Raw genomic sequence first — 25,204 nt, 5'->3', positions numbered from 1 at the left:
CCTCTTGGGTCTGCTGAGCCCGAACGGTTCGGGATGTCATGCCAAAGTAGTCCTGATGTTTTTTTAATCTGGCCGGACCCGTCCGGCCATTGTCTTTCCTGTCCTTATGAGCTCACAGCGTCGCGTTACCGGACTCCGCAAGAAACTGGCCATGGTGCTGGCCATTGTCTTCATCCTCTTGATGTGGCAGATCGCGGCCTGGTCGCTGCCGTCCTTCCTGATGCCGGGCGTGCCTTCAGTGCTCGCGCGGCTGTGGGAAGAGGTGCAGTCAAACAATTTCCGCCTGGCCCTGTTCGGCAGTCTCTATCGCCTGGGCATGGGCTATGGCTCGGCCCTGGTGCTGGGCATCGGTTTCGGTCTGGTCGGTGCGGTGCTGTTCTTCTTCCGTGAAGTCCTGAAGTCGGCCATCGTGATCCTGCAATCGATCCCCTCGATCGCCTGGGTGCCGCTGCTGCTGATCCTGATGGGCTTCGGCAACCTGCCCATCGTGGTGGTGGTGGCCATTGCCGCTTTCTTCCCGGCGGCGCTGTCGGTGATGAATGCCACCGAGAGCGTGCAGCAGGTGCATGTCTCGGCGGCCCGCGTGATGGGCGCCTCGCGCTTGTCCATGTTGCGCCGGGTGTACCTGCCGGCGGTGATGCCCGAACTCATCACCGGTGCCCAGCTGGCCTTCGGCAATGCCTGGCGCGCGCTGATCTCGGCCGAGATGCTGGTGGGCTTCGGCAAGGGCCTGGGCCGCACGCTGGCCTACTCGGGCGAGACGGCGGACATGATCGGCGTGATGGCCAACATCCTCACCATTGCCATTTTCGCTGCGCTCATCGACCAGCTCATCCTGGAAAACCTCAAGCATCGCCTGCTGAAATACCAGTACGTCTGAGCCGGGACCGACCATGCGCGCCCTTGACCGCTTCATGCTGCTCGCCTCGACCGGCCTGCTCATCGGTGCCGCCCAGGCTGGCGTGCTCGATGACGCCCGCCGCAGCGAGACCGTGCGTATCGGACTGGACCACGTGCCGCCGCTCTACAAGGCCGGCATGAAATTCCGTACACCGGAAAACATTGCCACCGTGCTGGCCGAGGATCTCGCCACGCAATGGAAAGGCAAGGCCGATCTTCAGCCCAATACGCAAGACCGCGCTGCATTGAAGGGCGTGCGTCCCGACGTGATGCTCACCCGCGTGGACCCGGCACAGACCGGCGCGGCGGACCTCATCACGGTGTCGACCGGCTACAGCGCCGGCGCCATGGCCATCATGCGCACCGACACCACCATCCGCAAATGGGAAGACCTCCAGGGCCGCACCGTCTGCGTCTCCGCCGGATCGCCCTACGTCGGCACCCTCAGCGCGCGCTATGCCGCCATCGAGAAAGTGATGCCGGCCCCGGCCGATGCACTGCTGGCCCTGCGCACCGGGCAGTGCGATGCCGCCGTGCATGACGATACGCTCATGAAGGCCATGCTGAAGCTGCCCGAATGGAAGAAATTCTCCGCCCAGCTGGCCCCGGTCAGTCGCCGCGCGCTGGTGCTGCAGGTGCGCGGCAACGATCCCGCCGACCTGGCTGTCGCGCGCCACGCAGCGGCGAAATGGAACGATGCGTTCTGGGCCAATGCCATCAAGAAGTGGGTCAACAATGTGGCCTTCGAGGTCTATCTCGACCAGAACGTGCCGGATTGCCACTGAAGCACCTTGCCCCTGAGACAAGGAAGTTGCCACGGCGATATCGGCGCGGCGGATTTTCTTGCCAGGCAGGCAATCACGGTTGTGCGGGCCGCATAAAAATCCTGCCATTTCAGGATTTTCCCCGTGGCAGAGCGCGTCAATGGGCGTAACATAGTCGACATTCACGTCACTGTATGGCACATCCTGTCGCCAACAGTGTTCATTTCTTAGCCTTCGTTTCAAAGGGAGCCCATCATGGCCATGGATATTTCCTCTGCCGTCAACGGCGTCGTTTCCGACCCCAATGGCAATGCCCCGACCACTGGCAAGGCCAACGATCCGGTGGCCGTGCGTCGTGCCGAAGAAGCGGCGGCGGCCCTGAAGGCGGAACAGCGCCGCCTGGAAGAAATCCAGGCCGACGAAACCCGGGCCGAAAGCGCCCGCCAGGAACGCGACCGCCGCGAGCAGGCTTCGCGCAATGCGACCGGCGAGATCATCGGCACGACCGTCAATTCGGTGGCCTGATTTCTGCCTTGTCGGCCAGCTGAACTGGCTGATTCCGGATTCTTAACCTGGATTCAACAAAGCCCGCAACGCCCGATGACAGGGTGTTGCGGGCTTTGTCGTTGGTACTGCGCGCGACAAGTCAGTGCTGCTGCCCCGGTCCGTTCAACGAGCCCAGCAGCCAGGTCTCGGCCATGTCGATCTGGTTGATCAGCATCAGGAAGGTCTCGTCATTGATGCGCTGTTCAGCGCGCAGGTAGTGCACTTCCAGCCGCTCGGCGCGGATCGCCTCCAGTCGCAGTTCACGCTCGAACTGCTTGAAGCGGTTGGCGGCGCGCTGGGTTTCTTCGGAATCGCTCTCCGCATTCATGCGCATGCGATAGGTCGCCAGCAGGCTGCCGCTGACTTCCATCAACAGGGCCAGGTCCGATTCATCGAGATTGACGCCGATGCGTTCCTGCGCCTCCTCGATAGTGCGCACGGCCGCCTCCGACAGGCGCAGGCGCGCCATCATTTCTTCGGCGCGACGGCGCTTGACCTCGGCGTCGAGCTGCAGGTCCTTCAACATCCAGGGCAGCAGGAAGCTGCCGAACAGCAGCGAGCACAGGATCACGCCGGTGGCCAGGAAGATCAGCAGGTCGCGCGCCGGGAAGGGTGTATGTTCCTTCAGCAGCAGCGGAATCGACATCACACCGGCCAGCGTGATCGCCCCGCGCACCCCGGAGAGCGCCGTGATGCTGATGAGTCGCAGGTCGAACTTGCGATTTCGCCCGCTCTGGCCGCGCAGGGCCGAGGCGAAACGGCGCATGCGCAGGTTGATCCAGACCCAGACGAAGCGCAGCACGATGAGCGCCACCGTGATGGCCAGGATGTAGAGGAACAGGTGCCACACCGGCACATTGCCCGCCATCTGCGCATCCACGTGGGCCAGGCCGACGATGCCCGGCAGTTGCAGGCCCAGCAGCAGGAAGGACATGCCGTTGAAGACGAATTCCAGCATGGTCATGATGCTGCGTCCCTGCAGCCGGGTCGCCGCCGATTCGCCACCGGCCGTTTCCAGATAGGGCATGAGCATGCCCGCAGCCACCGCAGCCAGAATGCCCGACAGCCCGAAGTGTTCGGCAAAGATGTAGGCCGTGAAGGGAATGAGCAACAGCAGCACCACCTGGATGCCCGGCTCGTCACCGGCCCATTCGATGATCTTGCGGCGGATCAGCCCGAAACCCCAGGCCACGATGAGCCCGACCGCAATGCCGCCGGCGGCGATCAGGACAAAGGAGATGCTGGCATCGAGCAGGGAGAAGGTCCCGGTGATGACGGCGGCAATCGCAAACTTGAAGGCCACCAGACCGGACGCATCGTTCATCAGTGCCTCGCCCTCCAGCACATGCTGCATCGAGGCCGGCAGACGGCCCTTGCCGACGATGGAGGAGACCGCCACCGCGTCGGTCGGCGAGAGCACGGCAGCCAGTGCAAAGGCCGAGGGCAGCGAGATGACCGGGATCATCCAGTGGATGAAATAACCGACCCCGACCACCGTAAACATCACCAGACCCAGCGCCAGCGCCAGAATCGGGCGGGCCAGGCGGAAGAACTCGCGCTTGGGCATGCGCCAGCCATCGGTAAAGAGCAGCGGAGGGATGAACAGCAGCAGGAACAGTTCCGGATCGAAACTGATGCGCAGGCCGAACATGGGCATGGCCAGCACCGCGCCCAGGGCAATCTGGAACAGCGGCAGCGGCAGCTTGAAGGGCGCCAGGCGTGCCACTACGCCCGAGACGGCGACGGCGAGCAGCAGGATCAAGACGGTGAAGACGATTTCCATGAGGCAGCGGGTGATGTTCTTGTGATGAGGCGCGGGTGGGTCAGACCCGCTGAACTGCGGGGAGTTGCAGGAGGCTTGCAAAGGCTTGCAACAGCTTTGCAACACGTTTGCAAGTATACGGCACAAGCACGCCATCAGCCCGGGGGCATGCTGCATGGTGGTCAGGGCGCTGCAAAAACGACGATGCCGGCGCAAGGCCGGCATCGGGGAAAGGAGAAAAGAGAACGTGGTGCGGGAGCCGAGGTTTACTGAGCCGCCTTGGCCAGGTAGCGTGCACGCCAGGGTTTGAGCACCAGCAGCGCCAGGCAGGCGGTCAGGATGTCGAGCGTGATGGCGGTGCCGAAGACCGGATGCCAGCTGCCGGTTTTCTCGTGCATCATGGCGGCCAGCGGACCGCCGAAGATCGAGCCGATACCCTGCGAGATGTAGAGCCAGCCATAGTTGGCGGTGGCGTGGCGGGTGCCGAAGGTGTCGGTCAGGGTCGAGGGGAACAGGGAAAAGATCTCGCCCCAGCCGAAGAAGACGATGCCCGACAGCAGCACGAACAGCACCGCATTGTCGCGCGTGGCCAGCCACAGCGCCATGGCCACGCCTTCCAGTGCGAAGGCGAAGAACATCGTGTTCTCGCGGCCATAGCGGTCCGAGATCCAGCCGAAGAAGGGCCGCGTGAGTCCATTGGTGAGGCGGTCGATGGTCAGCGCCAGCGGCAGCGCGGCCAGCCCGAACACCATCACGTTGGCCACGCCGAAGTCACGTGCGAAGGTGGCCATCTGCGAGGTCACCATCAGTCCCGAGGTCGACATCATGGTCATCATCACGAACATCAGCCAGAACAGGGGCGTACGCAGCATCTGGCGCGGCGCCAGGTCGAGCTTGCTGGCGGCAATCGCCGGGGCCGGCATGGCAGCGGCATGGCTGGCATCGGGCGAGCGCAGGGCCTGCGACGCCAGCACGCCAATGACGGCAAACACCAGGCCGAACTGCCAGAGCGTGGTTTCCAGACCGGCGCTGGCCAGCGAGGCGGCAATCGGGAAGGTGGTCAGGATGGCGCCCATGCCGTAGCCGGCCGCCACCATGCCCACGGCAAAGCCGCGGCGGTCCGGGAACCAGCGCACCATCTGCCCGACGACGCCGACATAGACGATGCCCGTGCCCAGTCCGCCGACCAGACCATAGGCCAGATAGAACATGCCGATGCTCGAGACCTGCGCCGCCAGGACCCAGGACAGGCCCGACATGAAGGTGCCGATGGCGATCAGGCGACGCGCGCCGAAGCGATCAATGAGCTTGCCCTGGAAGGGCGAGAAGAAGGTTTGCAGCACGATCAGCATGGAGAAGGTGATCTGCAGTTCCGACAGCGGCACGCCCAGCTTGGCCGTGAGCGGCTTGGTGAACAAGGTCCACACGTATTGCGGACTGGAGATGGCCATCATGCAGATCAGGCCGATCAACAACTGGAACCAGCGGTTGCGCAGCAAGCCCTGCGTGCTCGCGGGGGCGGTTTGGGTGAGGGTGGTCATGCGTTTCTCCTGTACAGAAAGCCAGAGTGAGATGGCCAGCCTTGCCGGATCCGGCAGGGTAGCGCTCGCCGAATTTATGTATTCATAAATTCCGTATTCACAAAAGCAGCTTTCGTGCCATTTGCCTGAGGGCAAATCCGGCACCGGGAAAAACGGTTCAAATCTTCTTCAAGGGGAGAAAAATCGGCCTGCGACCCGCAGATGACGCACAAACCTTCACTTTTTCAGCCAAAGCGCTTGCGCCGGGTGGGTGCTGGTGCCGCCAGCGTGCCACGTGCCGGTGCAGCCTGCACCGATGCGGCGCGCACCTGTTCCAGGCGGGTGATGGTGATGCGTTCGACCACGGTATGGCTGTCTTCGATATGACGGGCGACCAGCCTGCTGGCATCGTCGCCGTCGCCGCGGGCGATGGCCTCGAGGATGGCGCGATGCTCGGCGTAGGTATCGGCGATGCAGTCGCCGTAGGCAAAGTCCAGGCGTCGCATGATGCGCAGCTGGTTGGCCAGCTGGCGGTAGACGGTATCGGCCTCGGGATTGCCGGCCGCCTGCACCAGCGCGCAATGGAAGGCTTCGTCCAGGGCCGCCACGGCCAGACCGTCGGCCAGGCGGTCGCTGGGGGCGCATTGCCAGATCGCGCCCTGTTCGGCCACCAGTTGCTGGCGCACCGAGGCGGCCATACGCGGCGAACAGAGCTTGCGCACGGCGTGCAGTTCCAGCATCTCGCGCAGCTCATAGAGGGAGGCAAAGCGCGCCAGGTCGATCGGTACCACTTCCCAGCCATTGCGGAAGTGGCCGCGTACCAGGCCTTCGCTTTGCAGGCGCATGAGCGCTTCGCGCACGGGGGTGCGCGATACTTGGAGACGCTCGGCCACGTCGTTCTCGGCAAAGCGATCGCCGGGCAGCAGGCGGAAGGCGTAGATATCTTCGCGCAGGCTGGCGTAGACGGTATCGGTCAGCTTGCCGGTACGGCGGCTGGCGAGATCGGCGGGCGCTTGGCTGGACGTCATGAAGGATGTGGCTGGGCGGGTGGACGGGGTTGGCGGCTATCTTAACGCGGGCATGGGGGCGGATGGAAGCTACCCTAGCGCTTGCCCAGCACGGTAATACGCGGCTTGGGCGAAGTATCGGCCAGCTCACGCGCAATGAAATCCACAAAGCTGCGCACCCGCGTCGACAGCTGCTGGCGCTGCGAATACACCGCAAAGATATCCGCATTGGGCGTCTGCCAGCCCGGCAGCACCTGCACCAGCCGGCCCTGTTCCAGATAGCTGCGGATATCCCACTCGGCGCGCATGAGGATGCCGTGCCCATCCAGCGCCCACTTCACTGCGATCTCGCCATCATTGGTGGTGAGGTTGCCGCGGATCTTGACAGTCTCGGTCTTGCGCGAAACACCGCTGCCCGAGGACAGCTTCCACACCCCATACGCCTCATCGCCCTGGCGGATGCCCACGCAATTGTGTTTGGACAGGTCATGCGGCGTCTGCGGCACGCCCCTGCGCTTGAGATAGTCCGGCGCGGCACACAGCAGGCGCGCATTGGACGCCAGTCGCCGCGCTACCACCCTGGTATCGGGCGGCTCGCCGAAGCGGATGCAGACGTCGAAGCTGTCCTCCGTCAGCGGTGGCGGCATCACCGACAACTGCAATTGCACCGACACCTGCGGATACCGCGTGACGAATCTGGAAATCACCGGCGCCACATGGCTGCGCCCGAACCCCAGCGTGGCATTGACCCGCAGCAGACCTTCCGGGCGGCGCCTGGAGCTGCCCAGCAGTTCGGACAATTCATCGATCTGGTCGAGGATGCGCCGCGCGTGTTCCAGATAGAGCTCGCCCTCGGGCGTCAACATCATGCGGCGCGTGGTGCGGTTCACCAGCGGCACGCCCGCACGCGCTTCCATCTGCGTGAGGTGCTTGCTGACCGCCGCCGTGGTCAGCCCCAGCTCGCGCCCGGCCGCCGAGAGGCTGCCCGCCATGGCCAGCACGGAAAAGAAACGCAGGTCGGCGGGAAGGACGGTGTCCTGCATGAAACCTCGCAAGGGAAACAAGAAATGGAAACAAGAAATGGATTGTTGAATCCAGGTTAAGAATGCTTTAAGTCTAGCACCGGTTCCTGTCCTTTCAGTATGGGTAAAGTAGCCCGCATGCAAAGACGCGGCACATGCCGTCGTTTTGCGAGACCCCACACCGCATCTCATCAAGAAAGGCTGGAGACATGAAGACCTATCGCATCGCCACCATTCCCGGCGACGGCATCGGCAAGGAAGTCATTCCTGCCGGCCGCCAGTTGCTGCAAGCCCTGGCCGCCGCCCGTGCCGACCTGGCCTTCGACTTCGAGGACTTCGGCTGGGGTGGCGACTACTACCGCCAGCACGGCGTGATGATGCCCGCCGATGGCCTCGATGCCTTGCGCGACAAGGACGCCATCCTGTTCGGTTCGGCCGGTGACCCGCACATTCCCGACCACGTCACGCTGTGGGGCCTGCGCCTGAAAATCTGCCAGGGTTTCGACCAGTACGCCAACGTGCGACCCACGCGCATCCTGCCGGGCATCGACGCGCCGCTCAAGCGCTGTCGCGCCGAAGACCTGAACTGGGTCATCGTGCGCGAGAACTCCGAAGGGGAATACGCCGGTGTCGGTGGCCGCGTGCACCAGGGGCATCCCATCGAAGCGGCTACCGATGTCTCGATGATGACCCGCGCCGGGGTCGAGCGCATCATGCGCTTTGCCTTCAGGCTGGCGCAGTCGCGTCCGCGCAAGTTGTTGACAGTGGTCACCAAGAGCAATGCCCAGCGCCATGCGATGGTGATGTGGGACGAGATCGCGGTGCAGATTGCCAAGGAATTCCCTGACGTGAAGTGGGACAAGGAACTGGTCGACGCCGCCACCGCGCGCATGGTCAACCGACCGGCCACACTGGACACCATCGTGGCCACCAACCTGCATGCCGACATTCTTTCCGACCTGGCCGCTGCGCTGGCGGGCAGCCTGGGCATTGCGCCCACCGGCAACATTGATCCGGAGCGCCGCTATCCGTCCATGTTCGAACCCATCCACGGGTCTGCCTTCGACATCATGGGCAAGGGCCTGGCCAATCCGGTCGGCACCTTCTGGTCGGTGGTGATGCTGCTGGAACATCTGGGCGAGCACGACGCGGCGGCGCAGGTGATGCAGGCCATTGAAGCGGTCACGGCCGATCCGGCGCTGCATACTGGCGACCTGGGCGGCAAGGCGACTACGGTGCAGGTGACCGAGGCGGTGTGCGGTTTCGTTGCCAAAGCGGCGCGGGGGCGGCAGGCGGCGTGATCGTTTCAGCGCTGATATAAACGATTTGCGGCGTTGTCTTTTTCGGCGCGAGATCTCTCTTTGTCAGGACGACGCCCGCAGACCAGCACTGACCATCGCTGCCGCGGTGGCCGCGAAGGCGGCCAACGAGGCTGTCGCGCTCCAGCCTCCGTGCATGGCAATCGATCCTGCCACGGCCGTACCCACGGCGCCCGCGCCGTAATAGAAGAACAGGTAGGCGGAGTTGAGCGCGCCGGCCCGTGATGGATCGATCGCGACGACACCCGCCTGATTGGCCACTTGCGCAGTGAAACAGCCTGCATCGAACAGCGCCAGCGCAACCAGGGTGGCGGGTGCATGATCGAGGACGACAGACAGGCAAGCCGCAGCCAGAGCGGCGCAAGCCAGACCGCAGACAATCACGCGCCGGTTCCCGAAGCGGTCTGCCAGTGCTCCAGCGATACGCGTCATGGCAAGGCCCATCAGTCCGGCCAGACTGTAGAGTCCGATGCGCGCGGCGTCCAGGTTGTAGGGCGGCGCGGCCAGACGTACGGCAAGCCCGACCCAGATCAGGTTGAAGGCAAAGAACCACAGCATTCCTGCGCAGATGCGCAGACGCAACTGCTTCGATTGCCCTACCAGGGCGGGCAGAGCGCACAAGGTCGAAAAGTATCCGGTCTGTCCTGGTGGACGTTGTCGCGGCAGCAGGGGGAAAACGCAGAGTCCGCAGACGGCAGTGAGGGTAGCCAATACCAACAGCGCTCCCCGCCATCCACACCATTGCACCAGCAGGCCCCCCACGAAGCGGCTCAGCAGTATCCCTGCGGAGATGCCGGCGGAGATCGTCGCCATGTTCAGGGCACGGCACCGCGCATCGGCAAATTTGCCGACAATGGCACTGCTTTGTGCCGCAACCGTGCTGGCTGCACCGATCAGAACGAAGCATCCGATGAGGGCGCGCGGGCTCGGTGCGCACGCAGCCAGCACCAGCGCGCAGGCAAGCACGAAGATCTGTCCCGGGATCAAGGCGCGCGCACTGAGCCTGTCCACCAACGGAACCAGCAGCACCAGGCCGATCAGATATCCAAGGATGGCGCCGGATATCACCGCCGTCATGAGCGCCATCCCGGCGCCAAAATCAGCGGCAATCACCGAAAGCGCAGGCTGCATCGCGTAGTTGTTCGCGATGGCGCTTCCCGCTGCCACCGAGAGCACAGTGAGCGCACGTCCCGTGAGCCGACCGTGCTGGGCGTCTGTTGTCTTCACCGCCCGACTCTGACGGCAATGGCCTCGACCTCCACCAGAATCGCCTCATCGACGAACGGTAGTGCATGCACCAGTGAAAACGCGGGCCGGATATCACCATAGACCTCGCCATGCGCGCGAGCGGCATCCTGCCAGTGGGCAAAGTCGGCGACCACCAGCCGGCTCTGCGCCACATCCGACAACTGAAAGCCGTTGTCGGTGAGCACCCTGGCCAGCGTGGCCAGTGCATCCTTGGTCTGCGTGTACACATCCGGGCCCTGTCCGGCCGTGCCTGAAATGAAGATCGTATCGTTCACGATCACCGCTCGCGAGTAGCCGACCTTGGACTCCCAGGGCGAGCCCGTGCTGACAAGTTGACGCATGTGGTTCATCCTTTCCTTCATGGTTAATCATATTTATAACTACTATGGTAGTAGTTATTGGAATGGTATACTACTCAGGTAGTTAGTCAATCCCTTCGTATGGAAAAATGAGTCCGGCATGACCGCAGAAAACGAACTGATCGCGTCCATGACGCGACTGGGTTTTACCCAGTATGAAGCGCAGGCCTATACCGCCCTGGTCGGTCAGGCTGCATTGACCGGGGCCGAGGTGAGTCGCAGAGCATCGATGCCCCCTTCCAAGGTGTACGAAACGCTGGCCCGACTGGAAATGCGCGGTGCGGTACTGGTGAATCGATCCGAGCCCGTGCGTTACAGCGCCGTGCCGCACACTGCGCTGTTGGCGGAATTGCGCTCTCGTTTCGATGCTGACCTCGAAGCGGCGGCCTCGGCACTGGATCGGCTCCCTGTGGAAGAAGAGGCCGGACTGGTCTGGTCGCTCAGTGGCAGGAAAAAGATCGTGCAGGCTTTTGCGCGCTCAATTGCAAGCGCGCAACGCAGTGTGTTTGCGGGGATCTGGGACGAGGAGCTTGACGAGCTCGGGCCGCTGCTGGAGGCGGCCAGCGCGCGCGGAGTGGATACCCATGTCGCCATTTATGGAAAGGGGACTTTGCAAGGTCCTCATACCTACGACCTGGCCGAATGCGGGGCCAGCGCAAGGTTGCGACTTTCCGGTCGTCGTCTGGCGGTAGCGGTTGCAGATGACACCGCAGCGGTGGTGGCGGAGTTTGGCGACACGACTGCCGATCAGGCGACATTGACCACCAACACGGTCATCGCGCTGCTTGCCGTGGAGTACATCAAGGCCGATGTCAGCGGGCGTCTGATGATCAATGCGATGTCTGCGGCCACCTACAGGAAGCTGCTGGCCACGCCGGCGATGCAGGCCATGCTTGCACCGGTTTGATGGCATCCCGTTGAGCATTTGCAGCCGGATTCAGAGAGGCTGTATGGTCAGGGCGAGTCGAAGCCGGTCGTACCAACGCAAAAAAGCCCGCACGAAGCGGGCTGCCCGGCCTTCCTTCACGAAGCCGCCACCACCGCCTCCAGCTCCTTGCCCCGGGTCTCCGGCAAGATCAGGCAAGCCACGATCACCAGCCCATAACACCCCGCCGCGATCCACCCGATGGTCTGCCCGAGCGGCAGGCTGTTGCTGAGATAACCCACCAGCGCCGGGCAGATCGCCCCGACGGCACGGCCGAAGTTGTAGCAGAAGCCCTGACCTGATCCGCGCACATCGCCAGGGAACAGCTCCGAGAGATAAGCACCCATCCCCGAGAAAATCCCCGACAGGAAAAATCCCAGCACGAAACCCAGCGCCAGCATCCACGCATCCGTGATCACCAGTTGCGTATAGCTCAGTACCAGCACGATCCCCATGGTCGCAAACAGCATGAAGCAGCGGCGGCGACCGATGGTGTCGGACAGCCACGCCGAGGTGAGGTAGCCGCAGAAGGACCCACCGATCAGCACCAGCAGGTAGGTACTGGTGCCCAGCACCGAGAGATGGCGCTCGGTCTTCAGGAAGGTCGGCAGCCAGGTGGTCACCGAGTAATACGCCCCCTGCATGCCGGTGGCCAGCAGGCTCGCCAGCAGTGTCGTGCGCAGCAGGTCAGGATGGAAGATGCGCAGGAAGTTGCCACGCTGGCCGCTCTCGCGCAGTCGCGCCTGGGTAGCCAGAAACACGGCGGGTTCGCTGATGGTGCGGCGGATGTAGAGCGTCAGCAGGGCCGGCAGCACGCCGATCCAGAACAGCACCTTCCACGCCGTCTCCGGCGGCAGCACCGCATAGACGCCCCAGAACGCCAGCGCCGAAGCCGCCCAGCCCACCGCCCAGCTGCTCTGCACCAGGCCAGAAGCCTTGCCGCGATGGCGCGCCGAGATGGTCTCGGCAATCAGCACCGAGCCCACGGCCCATTCGCCGCCCATGCCGAAGCCTTGCATCGCACGGGTAAAGAACAGTTCGCCGAAGGAAGTGGTAAAGCCCGAGAGGAAGGTGAACAGCGCAAACCACAGCACCGTCCATTGCAGCACACGCACCCGGCCATAGCGGTCGGCCAGCACCCCGGCCGCCCAGCCGCCGATGGCCGAGGTCAGCAGGGCACCGGTGGCGATGTAGCCCGCTTCGGCTTTGCTCATGCCCCACGCTGCCAGCAGCGTGGGGATGAGGAAGGTGTAGATCATGTAATCAAAACCATCCACCGCATAACCGGTGAAGGTCGCCGTGAGCGTGCGACGCTCGGATGTCGTTGTTTCTTGCAGCCACATGATGATCCCCGTAATCAAAGTATGTAAATCACTGACGTGCGGCATCGCCGGTCGCATACAGCAAGCATGCGGCCGTCGATGAAAAAACGGTAGGGCGCTTGCAGACGCTAAGCTTGTGCTCCGAGCAGCAGTTCGCTGTTGAGCTTGTCGGTCACCAGCATGTAGCCGGGCGCATGGGTGATGCAGAATTCGGGCCGGGCCGCGACGATGGCGGCTTGCGGCGTGACGCCGCAGGCCCAGAACACCGGCAGCTCATCGGCGTGGATGTCCACCGCTTCGCCATAGTCGGGTTGGCCGATATCGGCAATGCCGATCAGGGCCGGGTCGCCGATGTGGATCGGTGCGCCATGCACTTGCGGCGTGCGTGCGGTGATCTGGATGGCGCGGATGGCATCGGCGGCCTTGAGCGGTCGCATCGAGACCACCGTCGGTCCCTGGAACACGCCCACCGGCTGCGTGGGAATATTGGTGCGGTACATGGCCACGTTGCGGCCCTCGCTCACATGGCGCAGCGGGATGCCGACGGCCAGCAGGGCATGCTCGAAGGAGAAGGAACAGCCCAGCGCAAAAGTCACCAGGTCGTCGCGCCACACCGCGCGTAGGTCGTTCACCTCGGCCACGCGTTCACCGTAGCGCCACAGGTGATAGCGCGGCACGTCGCTGCGTACGTCCAGGTCCAGGCCCAGCGCGGGCAGGGCGGGCGAGCCCGGCTTGGATACGGCCAGCAAGGGACAGGGAATGGGATTGCGTTCGCAGAAGGCGAGAAAATCATCGGCCAGCGCCGCCGGCAGGATCGCCAGGTTGACCTGCACGTGCGCACTGGCCACGCCGCTGGTGTGACCGGTGAATACGCCGCTGCGGGCGGCCAGCCGCACATCGAGCGCGCTGGAGGAAGCCGACAGCGCAGACGCTGCGGCGGGACGAATCGGTAGGGCGGGCGAGGCGGTGGCAGTCTCTGGCATGGCGGTCTCCTTCTTGGAATGGACCGATGTTAGGAGCCTGCCGGGACAGCGTCCAACAAAAAATTTATATCTTTTGTTATCGATTTTTTCGATGAGGACAACGGAAATTTCACTGTAGCGATTTCCGTGCCAGTGGCTCATTTTTCTGTGGTGCGGCCTTTGCCTTGGGTGCGGCGTGCATGCTCCAATGCCGAATCGAGCACCAGTTCGGCCAGGCTGGAACTGGGGTCTTCGCGATAGCTTGCGTGGATTTGCAGAGCGGGTAGTTGCGCTTGGCAACGCAGGATGCGCAGTGGCAAGCGTCGCGTCAGTTCGCGCACCGAGGCGCGCGGCAGGGTGGCTACACCAAAGCCGCCTTCAACCAGCTGCACCATGGCGGAGATGGAAGAGATGGCATGCACGCGCGGTTCGATCACGCCCCATTCCTGGCACAGCTGCAGCAATCCCTGATGCGGTTGCGAGCCGCGCTGGAAGGTGATGAGGTCGTGTGCAGCCAGTTCTTCCAGCGTGTGAGAACGTGTGCCGAAGCGTTCGCGATGGCCGACGAAGACCATGTCCATCGGCGTCATCAGGCGCGAGCGCACGGCGGTATCGCTGCCCGCGATCGAGGTGAAGACCAGGTCCTGGGCGCCACGGCGGATTTGCTCAGTCAGCACCGGCGAGGTTTCCACGGTAAGTTCCAGCGCGAAATCGGGATAGCGGTTGCGGATTTCCTGCAGCCACGCGGGCAGCCAGTTGTGCACCACCGATTCGATGCTGCCGATGCGTAGCAGCAACGGACCGGCGCTGTTGCCGCCGAGTTCCTGGCGGATCTGGCGCTGCATGTCGAGCAGTTTCACGGCCAGCCGCTGGAAGCGCTGGCCGGCCACGGTGAGGCGGAACTGTTTCTCGCGGCGGTCCAGCAGGACCACGCCCAGCTCTTCTTCCAGCGAGGCGATGCGGCTGGACATGGTCGATTGCGTGATGTGGAGCTTTTCAGCGGCGCGGGTGATGCTCTTGAGCGAGGCGGCCCAGTGGAAGGCCTCGACGAAACGCAGGTTCATGAGTGCTCGGCGGTGAAGTGGAGGCAGTGAGTCGTCGCTAGGCTAGCAGATGCGGTGGCGCTACGACTAGCTGTTGTTACCCAATAGCAGACGCAATTCAGGAAGCATGCCCCTCAATGTGCGGCATGGCACGCGGTGTGCTGAGTTGGCATAGCGGCGAAGGAACTGCCCTATGGTACGATGGTGATCTATACGTGAAACACGTATGGTTCGCGGATGGAAGCGATCTTCAAAGAAACGCGAATGTTTGCAGCAGTCCGGGAGAACTACCTCTCGGATGATGACTTTGCAACGCTTCAGCAGATGCTGATGCGACAGCCTCATGCGGGAAGCCTCATCAAGGATGCAGGGGGACTTCGAAAGATTCGTTTTCCTGATGCACGTCGTTGCAAGGGAAAACGTGGTGGCCTGAGAGTGATCTACTATTTTTGGGACAAACAATGCCACTTCTGGCTTTGCTCTATCTACGACAAAGATGAGATGAACGACCTCACCGTTCATCAGAGAAAACTGCTCAGGCGTGCGCTGGAAGACGAATTGTCCTCAAGGAAGACATCATGAAAAAAAGAAATTTATTCGAAGAGTTGATGGCGGGCGTGCAAGACATGGCCGATGAGCGAGAGGGCAAGGTGACTTTGCGCACAACCAAAGTCAAGCTATCGCCGGAGCCGGTCTCGATTACGGCCGAGGAGATTCAGCGGGTACGTGGCAAGGCTCGGGTGTCGCAGGCAATTATGGCTCGCAGCCTGCGCGTCAATCAGCGGACATATCAAAACTGGGAGCAGGGTGTATCACGGCCCAACGCGCAGGCAGCCGTGTTGCTCAAGTTGGTGGATCAAGACCCCACGCTCTTCGCACGGATCAGCGCATTGGTGTGACGGCGCCTGATGGGCGGTGCGATATCGCCTCACTTCTTGCGCACCGCACCAATTTTCCCGCCGCTTGACACAATCCTCCCCCATACCTATCCTCACCCCCGATTGGTCATACCTTTTGTCGCCCGCACGCGCCGGGCCGGCGGGCCAGGCCGACAATGCCGCGACGGCAGCCCTACATTCCAACAGGCAGAGACCCCAGAGAGCATGTCCTTCGACCCCATCGTCCAGAAATCCATTTCCGAGCAGGTAGCCCAGCGGCTGCTGACCATGATCCGCAGCGGCCTGCTCAAGCCCGACCAGCAACTGCCGCCCGAGCGCGAGCTGGCGGCCATGCTGGGCGTGGGCCGGCCCGCCGTGCGCGAGGCCATTCGCGGGCTGGCGCTGTTGGGCCTGCTGCGCATCCGCCAGGGCGAGGGTACCTTCGTCAGTTCGCTGGAAACGCGCGAGCTGCTGGAGCCGCTGGAGATGATCATCGATCTCAACCCCGGTACGCTGGAAGCCCTGTTCGACGCCCGTCTCATCATCGAGACCGGCGTGGCCGCACTGGCTGCCACCCACATCGATGACGCCGAACTGGCGCGCCTGGCGCGCAATGTCGAGGATGAAGCACGGCTGCTGTCGGACCCGGCCGCCTTCTCGGCAGCGGATGTGGAATTCCACGAGGCCATCATCGAGGCCTGCAACAATCCCTTCCTGCAAAGCGTCGCCGGCAGTCTCTACATGCTGGGCAAGAAGAGCCGCTCCATCACCTCGCGCATCCCCTCCACGCTGGAACGCAGCCTGCAGGACCATCGCGACATCCTGGACGCCCTGAAGGCACGCAATCCGCACAAGGCCTCCGAGGCCATGCGCAACCATTTGCTGCGTGTGCGCGATGCCTATCGCAGCGCCGGACGCAGCCAGAACGAATCGGTCCACGACTGAGTCTATCCGTACGATCCAACGCAGGAAGCGCCGCCGTTGCTGCCGGGCTGGTCCCGCAGCATTCCACAACGGTGGCGTGGCAGCACAGCCGCAGCATCGCCTGCGGCGCCCCTCACAAGAAGCGATACCGGCAAGGCGCGCAGGGCCGCCTGTTGATGAACTCCGTTCTACAAGCCGGACAGGCAGGATCTTTCCTTTATCAATCGATTGCAGGAGAACAGCATGCTGGATCTGGCAGGTAAAGTCGTCTTCATCAGCGGTGCGAGCACCGGTATCGGCGCGGCCGCCGCGCGCGCCTTCGCGGCACGTGGCGCGCACGTGGTGGTCCACTACAACAGTTCGAAGGAAGAGGCAGAGGCCGTGGCCGCAGAAGTGCGCGCCGCCGGCAGCAAGGCCATCACCATCGGCGCGGATGTGCGCGATACGGCGGCCATCAACGCCGCCATCACCAAGGCCGTGGAGCAGATGGGCCGCATCGACGTGCTCATCAACAACGCCGGTGCGCTGGTCAAGCGCGCACCGCTGGAGATGGTCACCGATGAACTCTTCGACGAGATCATCAACATCAACGCCCGTTCGGTGGTGGCCTTCACGCGGGCGGTCATTCCCGTCATGCGCGCTCAGGGCGGCGGCAACATCATCAACGTGACCTCGGTGGCGGCACGCCATGGCGGCGGCCCCGGTGCCCTGATCTATGCGGCCTCCAAAGGCTTCGTGAGCACCATCACGCGCGGCATGGCCAAGGAATTGCTGGCCGACAAGATCCGCGTCAATGCGGTGGCGCCGGGCGTGATCATGACGCCGTTCCAGGAACGCTTCACCACGCCGGAACAGCTGGAGGGCTTCCGCAAGACCATCCCCATGGGCCGCATCGGCGAGCCCGACGAATGCAGCGGTGCCTTCCTCTACCTGGCGTCGGACCAGATGTCGGGCTATGTCACCGGGCAGATCATCGACGTCAACGGCGGCCAGTACATGCCCTAGCCGCAAGCGTCCTGCGCTGCCCCGCGCCAGGGAATTTCTGGCATGGCTCTTGCGGGCGGGAAGGATCATGCAAGCCGATTCCTTCCTGCCCGTTCTCGCCTCGGCGGCCCTGTCCCCGCCGGGCGGCCTGTTGCGTGACAAGCTGGCCCTGCTGCTGGACTCCACCGGCGAGGGCATCTACGGTATCGATCTGGAAGGCCGCTGCACCTTCATCAACCGCGCCGGTGCGGCCATGCTGGGCTATGCGCCGGTCGAGGTGCTGGGGCGCAACATGCACGAGCTGGTGCATCACAGCCATGAGCACGGTGGCCATTATCCTGAGGCCGAGTGCCCGATCCTGAAGGCCTTCCGCAAGGGCCAGTCCTGCCGCGTCGACCAGGAAGTGTTCTGGCGCGCCGATGGCAGCTGCTTTGCCACCGAATATTCCTCCTACCAGATCATCGATGCCGGCCAGGTGCGCGGGGCCGTGATCGCCTTCAGCGATATCTCCAAGCGACGCCAGGCCGAGGAACAGTTGCAGCGCGCCAAGGCCGAACTGGAGGTGCGCGTGGCCGAGCGTACCCGCGAGCTGTCGGCGGCGCTGCGTCAGGTGCGGCAATTGTCGGCGCATGCGCACTCGGTACGCGAGGACGAGCGCACCCGGATTGCCCGCGAGATCCACGACGAACTGGGCAGCCTTCTGGTGGCCCTGAAACTGGACGTGAACTGGATGGCCAAGCGCGTCAGCCATCTCGATCCGGTAGCGCGCAAGTGCGAGGCCATGAGCCGCCTGATCGAAACTGCCGTGGACAACGTCGGACGCATCATCACCGACCTGCGCCCCAGTATCCTCGATCACCAGGGCCTGATGGCCGCGCTGGAATGGCAGGTGCAGGAATTCTCCGAAGCCACCGAATTGCCCTGCGAGGTCGAGTTCGATATCGCGCCGGAAGCCTTCATGCCGGATGGCGCCAAGGCCACGGCGGCATTTCGCATCTTCCAGGAAATGCTCTCCAACGTGGCGCGCCACGCGCAGGCCACGCAGGTGCGTATTGCGGTCCACCTGAGCGCAGCAGAACTGCGCATGGAAGTGGAAGACGATGGCATCGGCACCCCGCGCGCCGCCCAGGAAGCCGCCACCTCCTATGGCGTGATGGGCATGCGCGAGCGCGCCTTGCACTTCGGTGGCGCACTGAGCATTGCTGGTGCGCGTTTTGCACCAGAGCACGGCAGGCCGGGGACGCTGGTCTGCCTGCGTCTGCCTCATCACGCCAGCCGGGAGGTGCCATGAGCAAGCCCGGCGACAACATCCGCATCCTGCTGTGCGACGATCATCGCATCGTGCGCGAGGGCTTGAAGCAGATCCTGGCGGATACCCCCGATATCGTGGTCGCTGCCGAATGCGCCAGCGGACCGGAGGTGCTGCACAGTGCGCGGGTCGAAGCGATCGACCTGGTGCTGCTGGACATCGCCATCCCCCAGCAGGACGGATTGGATGTGCTGCGCCAGATCAAGCAGGAGATGCCGCGCCTGCCCGTGCTGATGCTGTCCACCTATCCCGAGAAACAATACGCGGCCCGCTGCTACAAGCTGGGCGCAGCAGGCTATCTCAACAAAAGCACCGACCCCGGGCAACTGGTGGAGGCTATCCGCAAGGCCGCCGGGGGCGGCCTCTACGTGAGCGCGCAGATGGCCGAGACTCTGGCCTCCGGCCTGGCCCAGCGTGCCACGGCCCCGCAGCGGGCCGCGCACGAGAGCCTGTCGCACCGCGAATACCAGGTCTTCCAGCTGATCGCCGCCGGGCGCAGCGTCAAGGAAATCGCCGACCAGCTGGAGCTGAGCCCCAATACGGTGAGCACCTATCGCAGCCGCATCCTGGAGAAGACCGGCGCTTCCAATGATGTGGGCATCGCCATGTATGCGGTGCGGCACCAGTTGCTGCCGGTGTGAGCATTTCTCTCCTGGTGTCGTTATTTTGCAGCGCGTTTTCGTCATTCTGACGATGTGATCCACGCTGCTTGTAGTGGCAGCACTACAAGATGTCGTGAGTCCATGACGTAATGCAGCGGGCTGGCAAATCCTTTGCAGGTAGTGCAGGTGAAAGCAGCAACTCACCTCACACTCACCAAACGGGGGAATCATGCCGGACGCACCAGAGACCAATCTGTTCCACACCTATGATGCCGAGCGCGCCGGGCAGGGCTGCTCCTGCGGCCGCCACGCCAGCCAGCAGCAGCACGAGGCCGATATGCTGGCCGAGCAGCAGCGCCTCCAGCGAGGCCGCGATGTGGAAACCCTGACCAATGACGTGGTGGAAGAAGCGCTGATGCGTTCGCTCTTCCCGCGCGTGGCCGAGCGGCGGGACTTCCTGCGGGCCGTCGGCAAGAATGCAGCGCGCGCCGCCATTGCCAGCGTCTTGCCGCTGGGCTCGCTGCAGGCCATGGCGCAGGAAAAGAATGGCGCGCTGGAAAAGAAGGACCTCAAGATCGGCTTCATCGCCATCACCTGTGCGGCGCCGCTCATCATGGCCGATCCGCTGGGCTTCTACCGCAAACAGGGCTTGAACGTCTCCTTGAACAAGACGGCCGGCTGGGCGCTGATCCGCGACAAGATGATCAACAAGGAACACGACGCCTCGCACTTCCTCTCGCCCATGCCGATGGCCATGTCCATGGGCGTGGGCAGCAATGCCACGCAGATGCGCGTGGCCACCATCCAGAACATCAACGGCCAGGCCATCACGCTGCATACCAAGCACAAGGACAAGCGCGATCCCAAACAATGGAAGGGGTTCAAGTTTGCCGTGCCCTTCGAGTACTCGATGCACAATTTCCTCTTGCGCTATTACCTGGCCGAGTACGGTCTGGACCCGGATCGCGACGTGCAGATTCGCGTCACGCCGCCGCCGGAGATGGTGGCCAATCTGCGGGCGGGCAACATCGATGGCTTCCTTGGTCCGGACCCGTTCAATCAGCGTGCGGTGTATGACGAGGTCGGTTTCATTCACATCCTTTCCAATGAGATCTGGGACGGTCACCCCTGCTGCGCCTTCGGGGCATCCGAGGAATTCATCCAGCACAATCCCAATACCTTTGCCGCGCTGTTCCGCGCCGTGCTGACGGCGGCTGCGATGGCGCGCGATCCCTCCAACCGTTCGCTGGTGGCCAAGGTGATTTCGCCGCAGGCTTACCTGAACCAGCCGGAGACGGTCGTGGAGCAGGTGCTCACCGGTCGCTTCGCCGATGGGCTGGGCAATGTCAGGAACGTGCCGGGCCGGGCTGACTTCGACCCGGTACCGTGGGATTCGATGGGCGTGTGGATCCTGACCCAGATGAAGCGCTGGGGCTACATCAAGGGCGACGTCAACTACAAGGCCATTACCGAGAAGGTGCTGCTGTTGACCGAGGCCAAGAAGCACATGAAGGAACTGGGTCAGCCCGTACCGGAAGGGGCTTATCGCAAATACGCCATCATGGGCAAGGAGTTCGACGCCAGCAAGGCCGATGCCTACGTGAACAGCTTCGCCATCAAGAGGAGCGCATGATGCCCACGCAGCATCTCGGCTGGCGTGCCGCGCTCATTTCCGTGCTGTTGCTGGCGGGGCTGCTGATGGTGTGGCACCTGGCCACCTTGCCCAGGGAAAGTACCGCCAGCGCCGCCCAGGATGAGTACGCCAAACTGATGGGCAAGAGCAGCGCTGCCCCCAAGCGCGACGGCTTCCCGGGACTTGCGCAGATGGGCGAGACGATGCGCAAGGAATTGGCCAATCCCTTCTACGACAACGGTCCCAACGACAAGGGCATTGGCATCCAGCTGGCCTATTCGCTGGGGCGGGTCGCACTGGGGTTTGCCATTGCGGCGGTGGTGGCGGTGCCGCTGGGCTTCCTGCTGGGGATGTCGCCGCTGATGCGGCGTGCACTCGATCCCTTCATCCAGATCTTGAAACCGATCTCGCCGCTGGCCTGGATGCCGCTGGCGCTCTACACCATCAAGGATTCCTCGGTGTCGGGGGTGTTCGTGATCTTCATCTGCTCGGTGTGGCCGATGCTGATGAACACGGCCTTCGGTGTGGCCTCGGTACGGCGCGACTGGTTGAACGTGGCCAAGACCCTGGAGGTGAATCCGCTGCGGCGTGCCTTCCTGGTGATCCTGCCGGCGGCGGCACCGACCATCCTGACCGGCATGCGCATCTCCATGGGCATCGCCTGGCTGGTGATCGTGGCGGCCGAGATGCTGGTAGGCGGTACCGGTATCGGCTACTTCGTCTGGAACGAATGGAACAACCTCTCGCTGACCAGCGTGATCTTCGCCATCCTCGTCATCGGCGTGACCGGCATGGTGCTGGACCTGATCTTCGCACGGCTGCAGAAGTGGGTGACCTATGTCGAATGAAGGGAGCAGCAGCATGGACCACAATTTCCTGAGCGTGCAGGGCCTGGCCAAGCGCTATGTGGCAGGTGCGCCGCCGGTATTCGAGCAGGTGTCCTTCGGCATCGACCGTGGCGAGTTCGTCTGCGTGATCGGGCACTCGGGTTGCGGCAAGACCACCATCCTCAATGTGCTGGCCGGGCTGGAGGCGGCCAGCGAGGGTGTGGTCATCATGGACCGGCGCGAGGTCAAGGGACCGAGCCTGGACCGGGGTGTAGTGTTCCAGAGTCACGCGCTCATGCCCTGGTTCAGCGTGCTGGGCAACGTGGTGTTCGCGGTACGTTCGCGCTGGCCGGACTGGTCGCGCGAGCAGGCCGAGGAGCATGCGCGCCGCTTCATCGAGATGGTCGGCTTGAAGGGCGCTGAACATAAAAAGCCCTCCGAACTCTCGGGCGGCATGAAGCAGCGCGTGGGCATTGCGCGTGCCTTTTCCATCGAGCCCAAGATGCTGCTGATGGATGAGCCCTTCGGCGCACTCGATGCCTTGACACGTGGCGTGGTGCAGGACGAGTTGCTCAAGATCTGCGCAGCCACGCACCAGACCGTGTTCATGATTACCCATGACGTGGATGAAGCCATCCTGCTGGCCGACAAGATCTTCCTCATGTCCAACGGCCCGCAGGCCTGCATCGCCGAGGTGGTCGTCAATACGCTGCCCAAGAATCGTACGCGCGAAGGCATGCACCACGATCCGCAGTTCTATCGCATCCGCAATCACCTGGTCGATTTCCTGGTGCATCGCTCGCGCCAGATCCAGGCGGCGCAGGCGGGCGGTGCAGCGCGCCTGCCGACCCGCATCGTGATGCCGGGACTGGAGCAGGCGGCCGCCTGAAGGGGAGGGCAGGCAGAGCTGCCATTTCGTCCGTTTATATCGTCATTGTGCAGCACCGTTTCGTCAGAATCGATGGCGCGGACTACAACGTGTCGTCGACTTTCATTTTTCGTCCACCACAAGGAGAGAGAGCATGGACCGCAACCAGGTTACCCAGAAGATCGTCACTGCCAAGGTCAGCAAGAAGTTGACCTGGGCCCAGATCGCCGAGCGCATCGGCCAGAGCAAGGAGTGGACCACCGCTGCCATGCTGGGCCAGATGACCTTGACGGCCAAGCAGGCGGCCGTGGCGCAGGAGATGTTCGAGCTCACTGATGAAGAGACCCTGTGGTTGCAGATCGTGCCCTACAAGGGTTCGCTGCCGACTTCGGTGCCGACCGATCCGCTGATCTATCGCTGGTACGAGATCGTCAATGTCTATGGCAGCACCATCAAGGAGCTGATCCACGAGGAGTTTGGCGACGGCATCATGAGTGCCATCGATTTCAAGATGGATATCCAGCGCCAGGCCGATCCCAATGGCGATCGCGTCAATGTGATGCTGTCGGGCAAGTTCCTGCCCTACAAGACTTATTGATTCACATCGGGTTACAAGCGCGGCGATGCAAAGGCGGAATGCGCGGCTAGAATAGCGCGCATGCTCAAAGACAAGAAACTCTCCGCCTATGCGCCCTCGGCGACCCGGATCCGGGCGCGTTTCGTGGCCATCTCCTGGCGCGATCTGGCCGTCAGCTTCGGTCCCATCATCCTGCTGATCCTGGTGGGCGCATGGCTGGTGATCTGGTTGATCCGGCCTGCGCCGCCGTCTTCCATCACCATTGCCGCCGGTCCCAAGGACAGCAATTTCTGGCGCGTGGCCGAGCGCTACAAGGCTTTGCTGGCGCGCGATGGCATCCGCCTGGACATCATCGAGACGGGCGGGTCGCTGGACAACCTCAAGCGCCTGGCCGATCCGGACCAGAATGTCGATGTGGGGTTCGTGCAGGGTGGCCTGGCCGGCGCGGTGCCCGCTGAATCGCTGGCGCCGCTGGTATCGCTGGGCAGCATTTCCTATGTGCCGGTATCGGTGTATTACCGCGCGCCGCCGCCGCGCGAGGATGGTCGTCCGGCGCCGCTGCTGCGCCAGTTGTCGGAGCTGGCCGGCAAGCGCATCGCCATTGGCGGACAGGGCAGTGGTTCCAGCGTGCTGGCGGCGACGCTGCTCAAGGCCAATGGCGTGGAGCCCGGCGGCGGTACGCAGCTCTTGAACATTGGCGGCGATGAGGCGGCCCAGGCGCTGACCAGCGGCAAGATCGATGCGGCTTTCCTGATGGGCGATTCGGTGTCGGTGGCAACCATGGGCAAGCTCTTGCGTGCGCCGGGTATCCGGCTGCTGGATTTCTCGCAGGCCGATGCCTATGTGCGGCGTTTCCGTTATCTCAATACTTTGAAGATACCCATGGGCGTGTTCGACCTGGCGCGCAACCTGCCGGCGCGGGATACGCAGCTCATTGCGCCCACGGCCGAACTGGTGGCGCGGGAGGATCTGCATCCGGCGCTCTCGGACCTGCTCATCGCGGCTGCGCGCGAGGTTCACGGCAAGGCCAACGTGCTGCAGAAGGCGGGGGAATTCCCGGCACCGCTGGAGCATGAATATCCGATCAGCGATGATGCCGCGCGCTACTACAAGTCCGGCAAGACTTTCTTTTATCGCACCTTGCCGTTCTGGCTGGCCAGCCTGGTGGACCGTGCGGTGGTGATCGTGCTGCCGGTGATCCTGCTGTTGATTCCGGGAGTGCGCCTGGTGCCGATGCTGTATGGCTGGCGTGTGCGCTCGCGCATCTATCGCTGGTATGGCGAGCTCATTGCGCTGGAGCGCGGCGTGTCGCGGGAGTCGCCCGAGGAACAGGCGGAGATGCTCAGGCGGCTCGACGAGATCGAGACGGCGGTCAATCGCATGAAGATGCCGCTGGCCTTTGCCGACCAGTTCTACGTGTTGCGTGAGCACATCGGCTTCGTCCGTGCCCGGCTGGCAGCGGGTGTGGCCTGAGCGCCACATTGCGGCAGGCTGTACGGGGCAGGGCAGCGGGGCTGTTGTATGCTCGCCATGGCGCGACCAGTACTGTATAAAAAATACTGTGTATTCATACAGTACTGTGCTAAAGTGAAGCCTCCTATCGACAAGAAGAGGAATCGCTGCCATGACCCACTTTGATCTTGCTTCCGACGCTCGCTTCGCTGTTGCATCGTCCACCCCGTCTTCGCTGGCCATCCGCCTGGGTCGCCGCGAAATCTTCATCTGCCGTGATACATACGTGCGCCGTTACCGGGTCAATCCGGTGATCGAGTGCAGCGCGGGCATCGAGCCTGGCCATGTTGAAATCCTGTTGTTGCGCCGCTGGCTGGTGGTGCTGTCGAAGGCGCGCGGCTGATGCGGCGTGCGCTTGACTGGCTGGTGGTGGATGCCCTGGGGAGGGCGG

26 protein-coding genes are annotated in these 25,204 nt (G+C 63.3%); 17 read left to right on the top strand and 9 right to left on the bottom strand.

Annotation, left to right across the window (positions count from 1 at the left end; genetic code table 11):
- The first annotated feature begins 106 nt into the window (after positions 1-106).
- The 3 genes from HWE01_RS15900 to HWE01_RS15890 all read left to right on the top strand — a co-directional run bounded on the left by HWE01_RS15900 (position 107) and on the right by HWE01_RS15890 (position 2,189).
- Positions 107-880 carry an ABC transporter permease gene (locus HWE01_RS15900; protein ID WP_034350799.1) on the top strand — a complete coding sequence of 258 codons (774 nt, stop codon included), beginning with the start codon at positions 107-109 and terminating at the stop codon, positions 878-880.
- Positions 881-893: 13 nt separating this feature from the next.
- Positions 894-1,685, top strand: coding sequence for a type 2 periplasmic-binding domain-containing protein (locus HWE01_RS15895; protein ID WP_241822310.1), 792 nt, complete (start codon positions 894-896; stop codon positions 1,683-1,685).
- Between the two features lie 234 nt (positions 1,686-1,919).
- Positions 1,920-2,189 (top strand): hypothetical protein, encoded by a 270-nt coding sequence (locus HWE01_RS15890; protein ID WP_008330946.1) that lies wholly within the window; start codon positions 1,920-1,922, stop codon positions 2,187-2,189.
- Positions 2,190-2,310: 121 nt separating this feature from the next.
- Here the strand turns inward: HWE01_RS15890 and HWE01_RS15885 are convergent, their stop codons facing one another.
- The 4 genes from HWE01_RS15885 to HWE01_RS15870 all read right to left on the bottom strand — a co-directional run bounded on the left by HWE01_RS15885 (position 2,311) and on the right by HWE01_RS15870 (position 7,542).
- Complete coding sequence (locus HWE01_RS15885; protein WP_175343368.1) at positions 2,311-3,993, bottom strand: Na+/H+ antiporter; 1,683 nt, start codon at positions 3,991-3,993, stop codon at positions 2,311-2,313.
- A 245-nt stretch (positions 3,994-4,238) separates the two neighbouring features.
- The gene (gene oxlT / locus HWE01_RS15880) at positions 4,239-5,513 is read right to left on the bottom strand and encodes an oxalate/formate MFS antiporter (protein ID WP_008330943.1); all 1,275 of its coding nucleotides are present in this window, start codon (positions 5,511-5,513) and stop codon (positions 4,239-4,241) included.
- A 224-nt stretch (positions 5,514-5,737) separates the two neighbouring features.
- Positions 5,738-6,520, bottom strand: coding sequence for a GntR family transcriptional regulator (locus tag HWE01_RS15875; RefSeq protein WP_175343369.1), 783 nt, complete (start codon positions 6,518-6,520; stop codon positions 5,738-5,740).
- A gap of 74 nt (positions 6,521-6,594) precedes the next feature.
- Entirely contained in the window at positions 6,595-7,542 is a 948-nt protein-coding gene (locus tag HWE01_RS15870; RefSeq protein WP_241822309.1) for a LysR family transcriptional regulator, read from the bottom strand.
- Between the two features lie 188 nt (positions 7,543-7,730).
- Between HWE01_RS15870 and HWE01_RS15865 the strand changes: the two genes are divergently transcribed.
- Complete coding sequence (locus HWE01_RS15865) at positions 7,731-8,822, top strand: tartrate dehydrogenase (protein WP_241822308.1); 1,092 nt, start codon at positions 7,731-7,733, stop codon at positions 8,820-8,822.
- A gap of 63 nt (positions 8,823-8,885) precedes the next feature.
- Here the strand turns inward: HWE01_RS15865 and HWE01_RS15860 are convergent, their stop codons facing one another.
- Together HWE01_RS15860 and HWE01_RS15855 are read right to left on the bottom strand one after the other, a co-directional pair.
- A complete protein-coding gene (locus tag HWE01_RS15860) occupies positions 8,886-10,067 on the bottom strand; it encodes an MFS transporter (protein WP_034350796.1) in 1,182 nt (393 codons plus the stop codon).
- Positions 10,064-10,429 (bottom strand): RidA family protein, encoded by a 366-nt coding sequence (locus tag HWE01_RS15855; protein WP_034351150.1) that lies wholly within the window; start codon positions 10,427-10,429, stop codon positions 10,064-10,066. The genes HWE01_RS15860 and HWE01_RS15855 overlap by 4 nt, the downstream gene beginning before the upstream one ends.
- 118 nt (positions 10,430-10,547) lie before the next feature.
- Between HWE01_RS15855 and HWE01_RS15850 the strand changes: the two genes are divergently transcribed.
- Positions 10,548-11,354: a TrmB family transcriptional regulator gene (locus HWE01_RS15850; RefSeq protein ID WP_008330933.1), complete on the top strand. Its 807-nt coding sequence runs from the start codon at positions 10,548-10,550 to the stop codon at positions 11,352-11,354.
- 116 nt (positions 11,355-11,470) lie between these two features.
- Here HWE01_RS15850 and HWE01_RS15845 read toward each other — a convergent pair whose 3' ends face one another.
- The 3 genes from HWE01_RS15845 to HWE01_RS15835 all read right to left on the bottom strand — a co-directional run bounded on the left by HWE01_RS15845 (position 11,471) and on the right by HWE01_RS15835 (position 14,720).
- Entirely contained in the window at positions 11,471-12,715 is a 1,245-nt protein-coding gene (locus HWE01_RS15845) for an MFS transporter (RefSeq protein WP_008330930.1), read from the bottom strand.
- Positions 12,716-12,822: 107 nt separating this feature from the next.
- Positions 12,823-13,677, bottom strand: a complete 855-nt coding sequence (locus tag HWE01_RS15840; RefSeq protein ID WP_241822307.1) for a putative hydro-lyase — start codon at positions 13,675-13,677, stop codon at positions 12,823-12,825.
- 137 nt (positions 13,678-13,814) lie between these two features.
- Positions 13,815-14,720 (bottom strand): LysR family transcriptional regulator, encoded by a 906-nt coding sequence (locus HWE01_RS15835; protein ID WP_241822306.1) that lies wholly within the window; start codon positions 14,718-14,720, stop codon positions 13,815-13,817.
- A gap of 243 nt (positions 14,721-14,963) precedes the next feature.
- Here HWE01_RS15835 and HWE01_RS15830 point away from each other — a divergent pair, with 243 nt between their 5' ends.
- From HWE01_RS15830 to HWE01_RS15775, 12 genes are all read left to right on the top strand, one after another.
- Positions 14,964-15,281, top strand: a complete 318-nt coding sequence (locus HWE01_RS15830) for a hypothetical protein (RefSeq protein ID WP_008330925.1) — start codon at positions 14,964-14,966, stop codon at positions 15,279-15,281.
- On the top strand, positions 15,278-15,598 hold the full coding sequence (locus tag HWE01_RS15825) for a helix-turn-helix domain-containing protein (RefSeq protein ID WP_034350793.1): 321 nt from the start codon (positions 15,278-15,280) through the stop codon (positions 15,596-15,598). Before HWE01_RS15830 ends, HWE01_RS15825 begins: the two co-directional genes overlap by 4 nt.
- Positions 15,599-15,802: 204 nt before the next feature.
- The gene (locus HWE01_RS15820; RefSeq protein ID WP_008330920.1) at positions 15,803-16,522 is read left to right on the top strand and encodes a FadR/GntR family transcriptional regulator; all 720 of its coding nucleotides are present in this window, start codon (positions 15,803-15,805) and stop codon (positions 16,520-16,522) included.
- A 222-nt stretch (positions 16,523-16,744) separates the two neighbouring features.
- Positions 16,745-17,506, top strand: a complete 762-nt coding sequence (locus tag HWE01_RS15815; RefSeq protein WP_008330919.1) for an SDR family NAD(P)-dependent oxidoreductase — start codon at positions 16,745-16,747, stop codon at positions 17,504-17,506.
- A gap of 67 nt (positions 17,507-17,573) precedes the next feature.
- A complete protein-coding gene (locus HWE01_RS15810; protein WP_241822305.1) occupies positions 17,574-18,776 on the top strand; it encodes a sensor histidine kinase in 1,203 nt (400 codons plus the stop codon).
- Positions 18,773-19,435, top strand: coding sequence for a response regulator (locus HWE01_RS15805; RefSeq protein WP_008330916.1), 663 nt, complete (start codon positions 18,773-18,775; stop codon positions 19,433-19,435). Before HWE01_RS15810 ends, HWE01_RS15805 begins: the two co-directional genes overlap by 4 nt.
- A 190-nt stretch (positions 19,436-19,625) precedes the next feature.
- Complete coding sequence (locus HWE01_RS15800) at positions 19,626-21,029, top strand: CmpA/NrtA family ABC transporter substrate-binding protein (protein WP_008330914.1); 1,404 nt, start codon at positions 19,626-19,628, stop codon at positions 21,027-21,029.
- A complete protein-coding gene (ntrB, locus tag HWE01_RS15795) occupies positions 21,026-21,877 on the top strand; it encodes a nitrate ABC transporter permease (protein ID WP_241822304.1) in 852 nt (283 codons plus the stop codon). The genes HWE01_RS15800 and ntrB overlap by 4 nt, the downstream gene beginning before the upstream one ends.
- 13 nt (positions 21,878-21,890) lie before the next feature.
- Positions 21,891-22,745, top strand: coding sequence for an ABC transporter ATP-binding protein (locus tag HWE01_RS15790; RefSeq protein ID WP_241822303.1), 855 nt, complete (start codon positions 21,891-21,893; stop codon positions 22,743-22,745).
- 133 nt (positions 22,746-22,878) lie between these two features.
- Positions 22,879-23,322 (top strand): cyanase, encoded by a 444-nt coding sequence (gene cynS, locus HWE01_RS15785; protein WP_008330908.1) that lies wholly within the window; start codon positions 22,879-22,881, stop codon positions 23,320-23,322.
- A 60-nt stretch (positions 23,323-23,382) separates the two neighbouring features.
- Positions 23,383-24,774, top strand: coding sequence for a TAXI family TRAP transporter solute-binding subunit (locus HWE01_RS15780; RefSeq protein WP_175343382.1), 1,392 nt, complete (start codon positions 23,383-23,385; stop codon positions 24,772-24,774).
- Between the two features lie 151 nt (positions 24,775-24,925).
- Positions 24,926-25,156, top strand: coding sequence for a hypothetical protein (locus HWE01_RS15775; protein ID WP_008330905.1), 231 nt, complete (start codon positions 24,926-24,928; stop codon positions 25,154-25,156).
- The last annotated feature ends 48 nt before the right edge of the window (positions 25,157-25,204 follow it).

This window comes from Herbaspirillum sp. C7C8, from assembly GCF_022627875.1.
Lineage (GTDB): Bacteria > Pseudomonadota > Gammaproteobacteria > Burkholderiales > Burkholderiaceae_D > Herbaspirillum.
Note: the sequence above shows the minus strand (reverse complement) of the source record. Positions and strands in the feature narration are given on the sequence as shown.